This is a genomic window from Tumebacillus amylolyticus (assembly GCF_016722965.1).
Taxonomy (GTDB): domain Bacteria; phylum Bacillota; class Bacilli; order Tumebacillales; family Tumebacillaceae; genus Tumebacillus; species Tumebacillus amylolyticus.
Map to the genome: position 1 here is coordinate 521,508 of NZ_JAEQNB010000001.1, position 15,362 is coordinate 536,869.

At 58.0% G+C, this 15,362-nt stretch carries 16 protein-coding genes; all 16 read left to right on the forward strand.

Features of this window, described 5'->3' with window-relative positions; all coding sequences use genetic code 11:
• Positions 1–126: 126 nt before the first annotated feature.
• Positions 127–1,050, forward strand: a complete 924-nt coding sequence (gene pstC, locus JJB07_RS02455; protein ID WP_201630806.1) for a phosphate ABC transporter permease subunit PstC — start codon at positions 127–129, stop codon at positions 1,048–1,050.
• Positions 1,051–1,899 carry a phosphate ABC transporter permease PstA gene (gene pstA / locus JJB07_RS02460; RefSeq protein ID WP_201630807.1) on the forward strand — a complete coding sequence of 283 codons (849 nt, stop codon included), beginning with the start codon at positions 1,051–1,053 and terminating at the stop codon, positions 1,897–1,899.
• Complete coding sequence (gene pstB / locus JJB07_RS02465) at positions 1,896–2,654, forward strand: phosphate ABC transporter ATP-binding protein PstB (protein ID WP_201630808.1); 759 nt, start codon at positions 1,896–1,898, stop codon at positions 2,652–2,654. Before pstA ends, pstB begins: the two co-directional genes overlap by 4 nt.
• Positions 2,655–2,671: 17 nt before the next feature.
• On the forward strand, positions 2,672–3,331 hold the full coding sequence (gene phoU, locus JJB07_RS02470; protein WP_201630810.1) for a phosphate signaling complex protein PhoU: 660 nt from the start codon (positions 2,672–2,674) through the stop codon (positions 3,329–3,331).
• A gap of 79 nt (positions 3,332–3,410) precedes the next feature.
• Entirely contained in the window at positions 3,411–5,564 is a 2,154-nt protein-coding gene (gene recD2 / locus JJB07_RS02475; protein WP_201630812.1) for an SF1B family DNA helicase RecD2, read from the forward strand.
• Between the two features lie 19 nt (positions 5,565–5,583).
• The gene (locus tag JJB07_RS02480; RefSeq protein WP_201630814.1) at positions 5,584–6,282 is read left to right on the forward strand and encodes a response regulator transcription factor; all 699 of its coding nucleotides are present in this window, start codon (positions 5,584–5,586) and stop codon (positions 6,280–6,282) included.
• Complete coding sequence (gene pnpS, locus JJB07_RS02485) at positions 6,279–8,075, forward strand: two-component system histidine kinase PnpS (RefSeq protein ID WP_201630816.1); 1,797 nt, start codon at positions 6,279–6,281, stop codon at positions 8,073–8,075. Before JJB07_RS02480 ends, pnpS begins: the two co-directional genes overlap by 4 nt.
• Positions 8,076–8,214: 139 nt before the next feature.
• Positions 8,215–9,057 (forward strand): DegV family protein, encoded by an 843-nt coding sequence (locus JJB07_RS02490; protein WP_201630818.1) that lies wholly within the window; start codon positions 8,215–8,217, stop codon positions 9,055–9,057.
• A 23-nt stretch (positions 9,058–9,080) separates the two neighbouring features.
• A complete protein-coding gene (locus JJB07_RS02495) occupies positions 9,081–9,773 on the forward strand; it encodes a ComFC family protein (protein ID WP_201630820.1) in 693 nt (230 codons plus the stop codon).
• A gap of 69 nt (positions 9,774–9,842) precedes the next feature.
• Positions 9,843–10,262, forward strand: a complete 420-nt coding sequence (locus tag JJB07_RS02500; protein WP_201630822.1) for a hotdog family protein — start codon at positions 9,843–9,845, stop codon at positions 10,260–10,262.
• On the forward strand, positions 10,243–11,025 hold the full coding sequence (locus JJB07_RS02505) for an SDR family oxidoreductase (protein ID WP_201630824.1): 783 nt from the start codon (positions 10,243–10,245) through the stop codon (positions 11,023–11,025). Before JJB07_RS02500 ends, JJB07_RS02505 begins: the two co-directional genes overlap by 20 nt.
• Before the next feature lie 6 nt (positions 11,026–11,031).
• A complete protein-coding gene (locus JJB07_RS02510; protein ID WP_201630826.1) occupies positions 11,032–12,291 on the forward strand; it encodes a beta-ketoacyl-[acyl-carrier-protein] synthase family protein in 1,260 nt (419 codons plus the stop codon).
• A gap of 70 nt (positions 12,292–12,361) precedes the next feature.
• A complete protein-coding gene (locus JJB07_RS02515; protein ID WP_201630827.1) occupies positions 12,362–12,757 on the forward strand; it encodes a TIGR03826 family flagellar region protein in 396 nt (131 codons plus the stop codon).
• Positions 12,758–12,907: 150 nt separating this feature from the next.
• Entirely contained in the window at positions 12,908–13,192 is a 285-nt protein-coding gene (locus JJB07_RS02520; RefSeq protein WP_201630828.1) for a flagellar biosynthesis anti-sigma factor FlgM, read from the forward strand.
• A gap of 15 nt (positions 13,193–13,207) precedes the next feature.
• Positions 13,208–13,717: a flagellar export chaperone FlgN gene (locus tag JJB07_RS02525; RefSeq protein ID WP_201630829.1), complete on the forward strand. Its 510-nt coding sequence runs from the start codon at positions 13,208–13,210 to the stop codon at positions 13,715–13,717.
• A gap of 12 nt (positions 13,718–13,729) precedes the next feature.
• Positions 13,730–15,340: a flagellar hook-associated protein FlgK gene (gene flgK, locus JJB07_RS02530; RefSeq protein ID WP_201630830.1), complete on the forward strand. Its 1,611-nt coding sequence runs from the start codon at positions 13,730–13,732 to the stop codon at positions 15,338–15,340.
• The last annotated feature ends 22 nt before the right edge of the window (positions 15,341–15,362 follow it).

The following is a 15,362-nucleotide window of genomic DNA, read 5'->3' on the forward strand; positions in this document are numbered from 1 at the left end:
GTAGGGACGGTGAACCTTCATCGTCCCTACCCCTTTGTCAAAAACCAATTGTAAAAATTGTCTAAAATATTCATGAAAATGGGTAAGGGCGCGAAGCCTGCTACCGATTCACAGGAGGTACTCCGGATGGACATTGCGATCCAAGATACGCCCCAGAACGATCGCTCCTCATCGGCACCGCCGAGTTGGAACAACCGCCGCCGTCGGACAGATCGTTTGATGCGCGGGCTGTTCGTCGGCTCTGCTACATTTGTTTCTCTGATTATTTTTTCGATCATCGTGTTTGTCGGCAGTCAAGGGTTGAAGACGTTCTCCGATGTGAGCCTCTTGCAGTTCCTCTCCTTGGACTGGACTCCCGCTGAGAATAAATTCGGGGCCGGCGTGTTCATCCTCGGGTCGTTCATCGTCACAGGCCTCGCTCTGGTACTCGCCGTACCGGTGGCTGTAGTAGGCGCCGTATTCATGGCAAAAATCGCACCGAGTTGGATGCGCGAAATCATGCGCCCGGCGACCGACTTGTTCGTCGGCATCCCGTCGGTCGTCTACGGTCTAGTCGGGTTGACCACGTTCGTCCCGATTGTCGGCAAACTGACAGGGACCGCCGGTTTTGGTGTGCTCCCCGCCGCTTTGATTCTCGCGATCATGATCCTCCCGACGATCATCTCCGTCTCCGAAGACGCGATCCGCACGTTGCCGGGGACGCTGGAAGAAGCGTCCTACGCATTGGGGGCCACGCGCTGGCAGACGATTCGCAAAGTGTTGATCCCGGCCGCGACTCCGGGCATTCTGACGGGTGTCATCCTCGGCATGGGCCGTGCGATCGGGGAAGCGATGGCCGTTCAGATGGTCATCGGGAACGCGCCGCTGTTGCCCAAAGGTCTCGGCGATCCGACTTCCGTCCTGACCACGCAAATTGTAAAAGAGATGCTGAACGCGCCGTTTGGCTCCACGCTCAGCAACTCGCTGTTCCTCATGTCGCTCGTGCTGTTGCTCGTCTCTCTGTCTCTGATTCTCATCATCCGAATCGTGGCACGCAGGAGGGCTGTCTAAATGAACTCCAAAGTAACCAACAAACTCGCCACCGGGATGTTCTGGCTGGTCGGTCTCGGAATTCTCGCGATCCTCGCATGGTTCCTGTGGCACATCTTGAGCGCAGGTCTCCCGCACATCTCGTGGAAGTTTTTAACCAAAAAGCCGGAGGAAATGCTCGCCGGCGGCGGCATCGGGCCGCAATTGTTCAACTCGTTCTACATCTTGGCACTCTCTCTGCTCTTCTCGATTCCGTTTGGGATCGGCGCGGGCATCTGGCTGTCTGAATATGCCAAGAAAAACTGGTTCACCTCACTCGTGCGCCTCGCAACGGAAATGCTCGCCTCCGTTCCGTCCATCGTCTTCGGTCTGTTCGGTCTGCTCGTCTTCGTGACGACGCTGCACATGGGCTACTCGATCATCGGCGGTGCGTTGACGCTCTCGCTGCTCAATCTCCCGGTGCTCGTGCGCGTCACCGAAGAAACGCTGCGCTCTGTGCCGGACTCGTACCGGGAAGCCTCGCTTGCGCTCGGTTCGACCAAATGGCAGACGATCCGCAAAGTTCTGCTGCCGACCGCTCTGCCGGGTCTGATCACGGGGATTACGCTCGTCGCGGGCCGTGCGCTTGGAGAATCGGCGATCTTGATCTTCACCGCGGGCGTGTCCGTTTCGCGCTTCGCCCCGGACCTCAACTTGTTCGCGTCGGGGGAAACCCTGTCGGTCCACCTCTGGTATGTGCGCTCGGAGGGCCTCGTCCCCGATGCCACCCAGATTGCAGAAGGCACCGCCGCACTGCTGGTCGTCGTAGTCTTGCTCCTCAATTTGCTGATTGCCTTGCCGAGCCGCCTATTAAGGAGGAAATATAGATGAACAACAACAAGATCCAAGTGCAGAACCTCAACCTGTTCTACGGAGAGAACCAAGCCCTCTACGACATCGACCTCTCGATGGGAGCAGGTTCGATCACCGCGTTTATCGGTCCGTCCGGCTGTGGCAAATCCACGCTGCTGCGCACTTTGAACCGCATGAACGACCTCATCGCGGGCGTCAAGATCACAGGCGACGTGCTCGTGGACAACCAACAAATTTACAGCGATGACATCGACGTCGTGTCGCTGCGCAAGCGCGTCGGCATGGTCTTCCAGCGACCGAACCCGTTCCCGATGTCGATCTACGACAACATCGCATACGGGCCGCGCATTCACGGCATCAAACGCAAGCGCGACCTCGACGAGATCGTGGAAAAATCGCTCAAGCAAGCCGCGCTCTGGGACGAAGTCAAAGACCGTCTCCACAAATCGGCAATGGGTCTGTCCGGCGGTCAGCAACAACGTCTGTGCATCGCCCGCCTGCTTGCCGTCGATCCGGACGTGTTGCTGATGGACGAACCGACGTCCGCGCTCGACCCGATCTCGACCTTGAAAGTCGAAGAACTGACCCAAGAGCTCAAAGACAAGTACACGATCATCATCGTCACGCACAACATGCAACAAGCGGCCCGCATCTCGGACACCACCGCGTTTTTCCTGAACGGCGTGATGGTGGAACACGGCGAAACCGACAAACTCTTCACCAATCCCGGTGACCAACGCACGGAAGATTACATCACCGGACGATTTGGTTGATAAAGGAGCGTATCTCTGTGGACTCTAGAAAAGGATTTCACTACGCACTCGATGAACTGCAACACGGCATTTTGAAAATGGGCGTGATGGTCGAAGAAGCGATCTACCTCGCCGTCAAGTCGCTGGCGACCCAGGACCTGAAAATCGCCGAGAGCGTCATTCAAAACGACAAGCAAATCAACGACCGCATGATCGAGATCGAATCGCTCTGCTTGAAACTCTTGGCGTTGCAGCAACCGATGGCGTCCGACCTGCGCGTGATCGGCACGGCGATGAAGATCGTCACCGACTTGGAGCGCATCGGCGACCACGCGGTCGACATCGCCAAAACCACACGCCGTCTGTCTGGCGAACCGTTGGTCAAACCGCTGGTCGACACGCCGCGCATGGCGGACATGATCAAAGAGATGCTGCACGAAGCGCTGAACGCCTACGTCAAGCGCGACGTCGAACTGGCGAAGGGACTCGCGGCCAAGGACGACGAAGTCGACGGTCTCTACAAGCAGATCTTCAACGAACTGCAAGAGTTGATGGAAAACGACCGCTCCAGCGTCAAGCAAGCGATTATGCTCCTGATGGTCTGCCAGTACCTCGAACGGATCGGAGACCACGCCACGAACATCGGCGAATGGGTTATCTACATGGTCAGCGGAGACCGTACGGACTTAAATATCTAAGGAGACGGGCAGGACTCCGGCGTCGCCTGCTCGAAATCCAGTACGGGAAACGTGTTGGACGGAGAGCAGGTGATTTTTTATGGAAACATATGAAGGACGTATCAAGAAGATCACGTTTCAAGCCGAGGACGACGGGTACACGATCGCCACTCTGGTCACCGAGGGGGAAAAAAGCGTCGTGACCGTGGTCGGCACGATGCCGGGTTTGGTGGCGGGCGACCTCGTCAAAGTGTCGGGGTCTTGGTCGCGCCATGATAAATTCGGCCCGCAACTGCAAGTGGAGATGTGGGAGAAAGTCATGCCCCAGACGCGTGAAGGCATTCTGAAATACTTGAGTTCCGGACTGGTGAAGGGCATCGGCAAAGCGACCGCCAAGAAACTGGTGGAGAGCTTCGGTGTGGAGACCCTGCAAGTCTTGGAACGGTTCCCGGAGCGGATCACCGAAGTCGAAGGGATCGGCGAGAAAAAAGCAGAGCGCATCCTCAAGAGCTTTCGCGAACAACGCGGTGTGCAGACGCTCGTCTACTACCTCGCCTCCAAGGGCGTTCCGACCGGCATCGCCGCCCGCATCTACAAACGCTACGGCGCAGAATCGGTCGCGATCTTGGAGGAGAACCCCTACCGCCTCGCCGACGAAGTGCCGGGCATCGGCTTCAAGTCGGCCGACACCCTGGCCCAACAGATCGGCATCCCGCCGCTCGCCCCGTCGCGCTTGAAATTCGGTTTGAAATTTACGTTGATGCAAGCGGCCGATGACGGTGGACACGTCTACCTCCCGCTGTCTGAGCTGTTGGAAAAAGGCCTCCACCTGCTCGGCCCCGAAACGGCCCCCCATCTCGCGGCGGCGTTGCAGAGTTTGACGGAAGAGCGCACAGGCGGCGTCAAAGTGGAGGACGGGCGGGTGTATCTGACCGGCTTTTATTATATGGAAGAAAAGACCGCCGAGCGTCTGCGGATCTTGATTGGGTCGGAGGGGATGCTCGACGACGCAGACCCGCAGGTGGTCGAAGCGGTGGAACGCGAAGAAGGCCTCTCGCTCGCCCCGTTGCAACGGGAAGCGGTCGAGGCCGTTTTATCAAAACGGGTGGTCGTCGTGACCGGGGGACCCGGTACGGGGAAAACGACGACCGTCAAAGCGATGATCGCAGCACTCGCCAAACAGGGCATTCGTCCCGTGCTCGCCGCGCCGACCGGTCGAGCGGCGAAGCGGATGACGGAGAGCACCGGCGTGGAATCGAAAACGCTGCACCGACTGCTCGAATACGGGCAAGTCGAGGGCGAAGGCTTGAAGTTTCAACGCGACGAGGACAACCGATTGGAAGGCCGCGTGTTCATCGTGGACGAAGCGTCGATGATCGACTTGTATCTGTTCCATTGCCTCTTGCGAGCGTTGCCGGACGACGCACGGCTTGTGCTGTGCGGAGACATCGACCAATTGCCGAGCGTCGGGGCAGGGCGCGTTTTGCAAGATGTGATCGATTCAGGCTCCGCGACGGTCGTGCGGTTGCTGACGATCTTCAGACAAGCGGGCGAAAGTTACATCGTCAAAAACGCCCATCGCATCAACCAAGGGCAATTGCCGCAGTCGGCGAAAGACTTTTTCTTCGTGGAACAGCGTGCGGTGGAAGATGTGATCGCGTATGTGATCGATCTCGTTACGAGGCGACTGCCGAAGTATCTGCAGGGCGACCCGCTCGACAACATCCAAGTGCTGGTGCCGATGCGCAAAGGTCCGCTGGGCGTCGATGCGCTCAACGAGCATTTGCAAGCGGCGCTCAACCCGCCGTCGCCCGACAAGCGCGAATTCAAACAGTTTCGCGTGGGCGACAAAGTCATGCAGATTCGCAATCATTATCAGAAGGACGTGTACAACGGCGATGTCGGACGCATCGTCGAACTCGACCCCGAAGAGGAAGAAGTGACCGTGGAATTCCCCGAGGGCACCGAGTCGCGGCACGTCACGTACCAGTCCGGCGAACTCGACCATCTGACGCTTGCGTATGCGGTGTCCGTTCACAAAAGCCAAGGCAGCGAATATCCCTGCGTGGTGTTTCCGGTCGTGTTCCAACATCGGGTGATGCTGCAGCGCAACCTGCTCTACACAGGCGTGACGCGGGCGAAGCAACTCGTGATGCTGGTCGGAAACAAAGGCGCGTTGCAATTCGCGGTACGAAACGCAGACAACCAGCACCGCTATTCAGGTCTGGCTCAACGGATTCAGAGAAACAGCTAAACATCTAGGAGGTGTCCCCATGGCGGCTTCCCGCATTCTGGTGGTAGATGACGAAGAATCGATTTCCAAACTGGTGGAGTACAATTTGCAGCAAGCGGGCTTTGAAGTTCAGACGGCCGACACCGGCACGCGCGCGTATGAAATTTTGCAAGAGACGCCGCGCCCGGACTTGGTCGTGCTCGACCTGATGCTTCCGGGCATCGGCGGCATGGAACTCTGCCAACGACTGCGCAAGGAAGGCATCTCCACCCCGATCATCATGCTCACAGCGAAGGAAGACGAAGTCGACCGCATCTTGGGACTGGAAATGGGCGCCGACGACTACGTGACCAAGCCGTTCTCGCCCCGCGAACTCGTCGCCCGCGTCAAAGCGGTCCTGCGCCGTGCGAACGAAGACAGCACCGAAGAGGAAGGCGTGTACAACTGCGGCGACATCATCCTCGACGTGAACCGCTATGAAGTTTCGATTCGCGGCGACCGTGTCGATCTGACTCCGCGGGAGTTTGAACTGCTCCACTTCCTCGCCAAGCACACCGGACGCGTGATGAGCCGCGACCATCTGCTGGACAAAGTCTGGGGCTATGAGTTTGCCGGGGACACCCGCATCGTCGATGTTCACATCTCGCACTTGCGAGACAAGTTGGAGCGCGACCCGAAACAGCCGGAGTACATCAAAACCGTGCGCGGTGTCGGCTACAAACTCGTCCGAAGCGAATGAGGAAGCTGCGGGGAATTCGCGGTCGGATCGTCCTGACCTACGTGGTCTTGATCGGGTTGGCCCTCTCGGTCTTCGGGGTGTACACCCTGCAATTTATCGAAAAAATGTACATGGACTCCATGCAAGATCGCGTCAAAGAAGAAACCTCGCTGCTCGCCAAATGGGTCGTGCCGTATCTGAACGTCAACCAAGACACCCGCACCTTCGAAGACTTGCATGACATCGTCTCGCGCACATCGCTTGAAACGGGCGGTCGTGTCACGATTCTCGATACGAAAGGCAATGTGCTGGTCGATTCCCGACTGGACAGCGATTCCTCCGAGAACCAGTTGCAGTTGCCCGAAGTCTCGGCTGCGGTGCACGGCACGACGGGCACCAACGTGCGCAAGGCACCGTACACGCAATTCAACATGTTCTATCTCGCCGTGCCGGTGCTGGATGATGACGGCCCGATTGCGGTCGTGCGCATGGCGGTGCCGCTCGAAGTCGCGCATGATACGCTGACGTGGCTTTGGGGTCGCATCGGTCTCTCGCTGTTGATCGTCGCCGTGCTGGCCTCGTTGTTCGGGTTGCGATTTGCGCACGGCATCGCCGCGCCGATTGAAGCGATCACGAACACCACGCGCAAAATCGCCAAGGGCGCTTTTGACGAACGTATCTACCAGCGCGGACGCGATGAACTCGGCGTCATGGCAGACTCGATCAACGCGATGGCGGCACGCCTCTCCGACCAGATCGAAGACCTCACGCAGCAAAAAGGCAAAGTCGAAGGGATTCTCACGCACTTGGTCTCCGGCGTATTCGTCGTGGACCGCTCAGGCCGCGTGACGATGGTCAACCCGGCGGCTGAAAAGCTGATCGGGATCAAAGCGGACGACGTGATGCAAAAGTGGCACTGGGAAGCGGGCGGCAATTTCGGGTTGTCCTCGCTGATCGACGAAGCCATTCTCGTCGGGACGGAGCAGATGAAGGAAGTCACGTTCTTCAAGCCGGTGGAGCGCACCGTCGAAGTGTACATCTCCCCGATTCAGTCCAACTACAACCGAATCGCGGGGGCGGTCGTGCTGATGCATGACGTGTCGGACTGGCGACGGTTGGAGCGCATGCGAAGTGAGTTCGTCGCGAACGTCTCCCACGAATTGCGCACACCGATTACGGCGGTCCGCGGATTTGCGGAGACGTTGTTGGACGGGGCGATGGACAACCCGGAGATTTCCAAGCAGTTTTTGCAGATCATCCTCGACGAATCGACTCGGCTGACCCGTTTGATCAATGAATTGCTGGAACTTTCCAAGATCGAGTCGGGACATATCCAGTTCCACTATGGGCCGGTCGATTTGGTGAAATTGGCGGAGCGCACGGTGTTGCGCTATCGACACCAAGCGGAGCAGGCGGGAGTTACGCTTCGTTTTGAGATGCCTGCGAGCGGGGTCGAGTTTGAAGCGGACGGAGATCGGGTGTCGCAGGTGTTGATCAACTTGCTTGGCAACGCGATTGCCTACACGCCGTCGGGCGGGAACGTCACCGTCCATGTCGAGGACGCGGGCGAAGAAGTGTTGATCCAAGTCTGTGACACCGGAATCGGGATTCCCGAGGAAGACCTCCCGCGCTTGTTTGAGCGCTTCTACCGTGTGGACAAAGCCCGCGCCCGCCGTTCGGGCGGCACAGGGCTCGGCCTCTCGATCGTCAAGCACATCGTCGAAGGGCATCACGGACGCGTGGAAGTGAGTTCTCAAGTCGGGTTGGGCAGTCAGTTCAAAGTCTACTTGCCCAAGCAACTCCCGCAACTATAAAAACAGCACATCCGCCGAGGAGCGGACGTGCTGTTTTTTTTCATCCAACTTCCCCTTGGGTGATTTTGCTAAATCGGGTATACTGGATGCACGGATTCGAGAAAGTATGGACTGATTTTTACATAGGAGGGTTTCTTCCATGAGCAAAATCGCGTTGGTTACAGACAGTGCGGCGTACATGCCGAGCGATATGATTGAGAAGTACGACATCACCGTGGTTCCGCTGATGGTGAATTTTGGCAATGAAAGTTTCCGCGAGGGTGTGGACATCTCCTCGGATGATTTTTACAAACGACTCGCTTCGGAGAAAGCCCTGCCGACCACGTCGCAACCGGTCGTGGGCGATCTCGTCGTCGCCTTTGAAAAACTGCTTCAAACGCACGACTCTGTTATCGCCGTCCTGCTTTCCAGCGGACTCTCGGGAACGGTGAACTCGGCGGAAACCGCCGCTCGCATGGTCGGCGGCGACATCACGGTCATCGATTCCAAGATCACCGCATGGGGACAGGCTCACATGGTTTTGGAAGTTGCCAAACTTCGCGAGGAAGGTCTGCCCAAGGACGAAATCGTCTCCCGCGTGCTGGAACTGCGCGACCGTGTCGGTGCGTACTTTGTCGTGGATTCCTTGGAACACTTGCATCGCGGCGGCCGCGTCTCCGGCGTATCGGCGATGCTCGGCTCGCTCCTGCAAGTCAAGCCGGTGCTGCGCGTCAACGACGGCAAACTGGAAATGTTCGAAAAAGTTCGTACCCGCAAAAAAGCGCTCGCCCGCGTCATCGAGCTCTTGCAAGAGAAAGTCGGCGAGAACGACAAACTCGTCGCCTCGATCGTCTATTCGGACGTCAAAGCGGACGGCGAAGCGTTCCTCGCGCAAGTGCAGGAAGCAATCCCGACAGCTGTTCTGGAACTGAGCCAACTCGGGCCGGTCGTCGGCACGCACGTTGGTCCCGGACTGCTCGCCGTCATCTACGCCGTTCGATGAGAAATCAGAGTTGGCGGGAGGCGTTGCTCGGACTGCTGTTTCCCGAGCCTCCCCGCTGCCTGCTCTGCCGCCAAAACTTCATACAGAACCCCGAAGAGGCGGTTTGCGCTCCCTGTCTGGCCCAAGTCCAGAGAAGCGCACCGCCTCTTTGTCGTCTGTGCGGGCGCAAAAGTCTCACGCGGGCGATTTGCTACGATTGCCGCCGAAGGTCGGAGTCGTTTTTTCTCAAAGCGTGCTCGTATGGGCCGTATCGCGGGAAACTCCGAGAGTTGATTCTCGCGGTCAAAAAGGACCGTCGCACGGAGTTGCTTCCGATCCTTGCTGAGTATTTGGCTGACGTGTGGGCGGCAGAGCTGGTGGACAAAGGGGTGTCGTGTCTGGTCCCCGTGCCGATGGCGGAGGAGAAGCGTCGAGAGCGCGGGTTCAATCAGGCGGAGTTGTTGGCGAGGAAGTTGGGCGGGCTGGTGAGGGTGAGGGTTTGCGAAGCTTTGACGTGGCAAGGCGAGCGCCGCGCCCAGATTGCGCGGGATCGAGAGCAACGGTTGGAGGGAATGGGGGAATCGCTCGGGCTGTCGAAGGACGCGGAGCTCGTGGCGGGTGAGGTCGTTTGCCTCGTCGATGACGTCTACACAACAGGATCAACGGCCAACGCCTGCGCTAAAAAACTGCATGAGGCCGGGGCGAGGGCGGTGTACGTGTTGACGTTGGCGAGGTAGAGGCTTTAGACTGTATTTGTTAACGTGTATCGCTTGTTTGGTTAACAATCCGAAATGAGGAATGCATAGATGGCGTCTCCTGAGGTGTTGCGTATCTTGGCGCATCGAGCGCCTTTTTTGTTCGTGGACGAGGTGGTGGAGTTGGTGCCGGGGGAGTTGGCGCGGGCGATTTCGCATGTGCCAAGCGTTGACTTGCAGGCGCTCGGAGCGGGGCAGTTGAAAAACGTGCCGCTCTGGTACGCGGCTGAATTTCTCGCGCAGACGGGAGCTTTGGCGGTGCTCGCCGGAGTTCCGGAGGGGGAAAAAACGCTGATGACCGGACTCGACTCCTTCACCCTGTTGGGGGAGGGAAGCGTAGTCGAACCCCTGTCCGCCGAAGTCACCCTGCTCGGTGAAAAACGCGGCATCGGCAAACGCCAGGGCACCGTCTGGCAAGGCACGCGCAAAATCGCAGAAGGGGTGGTGTGGTATGCGCGAATTCGGAGTTGAGGGACCGCGCGTGCCGGAGCGACCTCGTCGTGTGGCGCTGATCACCGGGGCATCCGGCGCGATTGGCGGTGCCGTTGCAGAACGGCTCGCACAGCGTGGCGAAGACGTTTTTCTCGCATATCGGTCGCATCGGGAACTCGCGGAGCAAAGAGCTGCGTATCTTCGCGAAACGTACGCGATTCAAGCGGAAGCACTCCCGCTCGACCTGTTGGATCGGGATGCCACACACCTCGCCGTCCGACGCATCCTCGACTCGCGGGGACGACTCGACATCCTCGTCCACTGCGCGGGGATGGCGCGTGACAAACTTTTGATTCAAACCAAGGACTCCGACTTCGACGAGTCGTTGCATCTGCACACGACTGCGATGTTTCGTCTCTTGCAAGCCTGCCTCCCGACGATGCGAAACCATCGCTTTGGACGCATCGTTGCGCTGACCTCCTATGCCGCCCTGCACGGTCGGGCGGGACAATCGGCGTATGCGGCGAGCAAAGCGGCGCTGATCGGACTGGTCAAGTCTGCCGCTCTCGAAGAACTTCCATACGGCATCACGATCAACGCCGTCGCGCCGTCCGTCACAGAATCGGCGATGACGAATGCACTCACAGATTCCGAACAAGCCTCCTTGCTCGCTCAAATTCCGCTGCAACGCATGCAGACACCGGAGGAAGCGTCGGCGCTGGTCGAATGGCTGACCACAGACTCTGCGGCGACGCTCAGCGGGCAAGTTTTTGCAGCCGACAATCGAATGTACAGGTGGTAGAGCACGATGAAATCAACCTCAACTCGACGCGTCGTCGTCACCGGAATCGGCGCCGTCACGCCGTTTGGCGTGGGGGTGCCGCTTTTTGCCGAGGCATTGCGCGCGGGCCGAAGCGGTATCCAAACCTTGACGCAACTGGATACGTCCCTCCTGCGCACGAAGGGCGGCGGCGAAGTGCCGCTTTTTTCACACGGGGCTCAGTTGCGCTCCGTTCATTTTGCGAGCTTGGCGTTTCAGGAGGCGTGGAACCAAGCGAACCTGCAAGGCCGGGTCGATCCAACCCGTCTCGGCGTGCTCCTCGGGACGTCGCGCGGCGCGATTCGCGAATGGGAACTCGCCCACACGTTGCGGGAAAAAAGGAACCCGACCGCCAGCGGGTTCCTTTTTCCTAACGGCGAGGTCCCCGAGCTCTCTGCGCTTTTCTCGCAGTTGATCCCTTGCTTCGGCTCGTCTCCGCTCGGGCACTCACTCGCCAAACTAAGCGGTGCAGCCGGGCCGATTGGTACGATCTCGGCCGCCTGTACGTCGGGAACGATTGCCATCGGCGAGGCCGTGCAATGGATTCGCGAGGGTCGTTGCGACGCGGTGATCACAGGCGGAGCGGAGGCTCCGTTCACTCCGACTTCCTTCGCCGGCGTCTGCTCGTCCAAAGCGATGAGCGAACGCTGGGACGACCCGTCTACTGCCTGCCGACCGTTTGACCGAACGCGCGACGGCTATGTGATGGGCGAGGGCGCAGGCGTTCTCATCCTCGAAGCACAGGAGCACGCTCGCGCACGCAACGCCCCGATCCTCGCCGAAATTCTCGGGTACGCACAAACGGCCGACGCCGACCACATCACCGTCCCGACCGGGATCGGACTCTCCGAAGCGATCTCACTCGCTCTGCGAGAATCGGGCGTCGCCCCGTCCGACCTCGACTACATCAACGCCCACGGCACGTCAACCGAACTCAACGACCGCTTCGAAACCCTCGCCGTGAAAAAGGCACTCGGCCCGCACGCGGACCTCGTGCCGCTCTCCTCCACCAAGTCGATGACCGGGCACTTGCTCGGAGCGGCGGGGGCCGTGGAAGCGATCGCGACCATTCTGGCGATGCAAGGAAGTTTTTTGCCGCCGACGATCAATTATCATGTGCCCGACCCCAACTGCGATCTCGATACTGTGCCCAATTTCGCCCGAGAAGCGCGCGTTGATTTGGCGATGTCGCAGTCGCTGGGCTTTGGCGGTCATAACGCTGTTTTAGTTATGAGTGGGGTTTTGTAGGACGTATTCATCTTTTGTAACGCGGAGAGGTCTGCTATAATAAACAGCGAATGGGAGAGGAGGGTGGAGTATGGCACTCGCGAACTGCAAACGCTGCGGGAAACTTTTTAACCGAATGCATCTCGAAATCTGCGCGGAATGCAACAAAGAAGACGACGAGAAGTTCTTTCTCATACGCGATTATTTGAAAGACAACCGCCGTGCGACAATCTATGAAGTAAGCGATGGGACCGGAGTCGAAGTCAGCATGATTATCCGCTTCATCCGTGAAGGTCGGATCACGCCGATTGACAACCCGAACCTCGCCTATCCGTGCGACAACTGTGGGACCGCGATTCAACACGACAGGTACTGCAAACCTTGCAAGGACAAATTGCAGAAGGGCCTGAGCAGCACCCGTGAAGAATTGCGCCAATCAGGGGACAAAAGCGCTCGAACGGATTACTTCCATAAACGTGAACGCTAGACAGTGCTTTCAACGAGAGAGAGAGAGAATACGTGAGATAGACGCTGGTGTTTTCTCCAAACGGCTTTTTCTACGCCTTAATCAAATACTTCCTTGAACCGATACAGGGGTTATCCAAGTATCGGTTTTTTTATTGTGAGGTGATTCCTTATGAAGATCAATGACAGCAATCGCATCTCTCAGGTGCAGAAGTACCAACAAGCAAACCGTGTAGCGGACAACGATAAGAATACGTATGCTTCAACTTATTCCAAGCAAGACGGCGTTTCGATTTCTTCGGAAGCGCTTGAGAAAGCTCGCGAGCTTTCCCAGACGGACAGCGCCGAGCACGCCGAGCGTCTCGCAGAAGTGAAGCGTCAAGTCCAAGAGGGAACGTACCATGTGGAAACGAACGCCGTGGTTCGCAAGATGCTGGAAGCCTACGGTGAGAACTAGAGAGGAGACTTTGCGGTGAGCGTGTTGAAGCCTTTGTTTTCGGTCGTCGAAGCCCTGTTGCGTGAACATCAACAACTGCTCGAACTCGCAGAGCGCAAGAAAAAAGTCCTGGTCGAGAACGACATGGACTCTTTGAACGCCATCGTCCAAGAAGAGACAGGACACATCCACCGTATTGAGCGGTTGGAGTCGGAACGCCAAGGCGCGGGTCGCCTGCTCGCCGTTCGGGCCGGGCTTCGTCCCGACCAACTGACCGCGCAGCGCGTGGCAGAGTTTGCGGAAACTCCCGAAGAGCGGGCGCGAATCACGCAACTCACCGAGAAGTTGCGCGATGTGATCCTCAAACTCAAGGACTTGAACGACCTCAATCAGATGCTGATCCAACAGTCCCTTGATTTCATTCAATCGACCGTGGAAGCACTGACCGAATCGCCGACCGTTCCGCAGTACGGCGGCACCGGGCAGACGCTCGCGAACAACCCGTATCAGCAAGGTCGAGTCTCATACTTCGATTCCAAAGCGTAACGGAGGTACTCCATGTCATCTACATTTTTTAACCTTGAAATCGGCAAGCGCGGCCTGTTCGCTCAACAATCGGGCCTGAACACCGTGTCGCAGAACGTGGCCAACGCCAACACGCCGGGCTATTCCCGTCAGCGAGTCGACTTTGTCACCACGCCGTCGATGGAAGTGCCGGGCCTTGGCAAATCGACCGAAGTCGGCCAGCAAGGCACCGGTGTCGTCGCAGGTCAAATCACGCGGATGCGCGAGTTTTTCCTCGATGCACAATTCCGCAACGAGAACACCACGTCCGGAGAATGGGAGATTCGCCAAGACACGTTGGACAAGTTGCAAGCGATCTTCAACGAACCGTCCGATACCGGGATGTCGAAAGTTATGGACAACTTCTTCCTCTCGTGGCAGACGCTCGGCCGTAATAAGGACATGGCGTCGCGCAACACCGTTCGCCAAGCGACCATCGACTTGGTGGAAGCGTTCAATACGGTCGGCTCGAAGTTGAACGAACTCGACACCGATGTCGCGGACAACGTCAACGCCAAAGTCAGCGAGTTCAACACGTTGACCGCGCAGATCAGCGGCATCAACAAGCAGATCACCACGCTCGAAGTCCTCGGAGACAAAGCGAACGACTTGCGCGACCAACGCGACTATCTCGTTGACCAATTGTCCAAGTCGGCGGGTGTCTCCGGTCAGGAATTGCCGGACGGGACCTACCAGCTCTCCGTGGGCAACACGATCATCTTGCAAGGGGCCGGAACTCCGGTGCAATTGACGTACGATGCGACCACGAACACCACTTCGTTCCCGGTGACCAGCGGTCAAATCGGCGGGATGATGTTCTCGCGCAGCACCATCATTTCCGGTTTCAAGGACCAACTGAACTCGATGATCAACGGGATGGTCAACGGCAAGATCGAATCGAAGTTGCCGGGCGACTATACGTTCGACAGCGCGGTTACCACCTTGCCTTATGACATTACGCTGGCTGATGGAACGAAAGTTGCGGCGGGCACGAACCTCGACCCGACGTATCGCACGCTGACCAAGGGCACGACGATCACGTTCCAAGGTCTGAACCAACTGCACCAATTCGGCTACACGGCCACCCAACCGACGTCGAATGCCGGTGTGCTGTTTGAGACCACCGACAAATCGACCGTTTTCAACGCGACGAACATCAAAGTGTCACAGGCGATCCTCGACGATGTGCGAAACATCGCGTCGTCTAATGCGACCTATGTTGACGTGAACGGCAAAACTCAAGTCAAGGACGGCAACGGCGACCTCGCGTTCATGCTCGGGGAGTCCGTTTCGGCGACGATCGACTTCAAGCAGGGGTTGCCGCCCAACGGTGCCATTCTCGCCAAGGGCTCCGTCAACGACTACATGCGTGCGCAGGTCGGTTCGCTCGGTCTCCAAGCGCAGACGGCAGAACGTCAAGTGAAAAACCAAGACGCGCTTTTGGCCCAGATCGACAACCGCCGTCAATCGATCTCCGGCGTTTCTCTCGACGAGGAAATGTCGAACATGATCCGCTTCCAACAGGCGTATGCAGCTTCGGCACGCGTCGTCAACACGGCGGAAAGCATTCTCGATCAGATCATCCATTTGGGCAACAACCACTAGATATCTTTTGAGATAGGAGGCG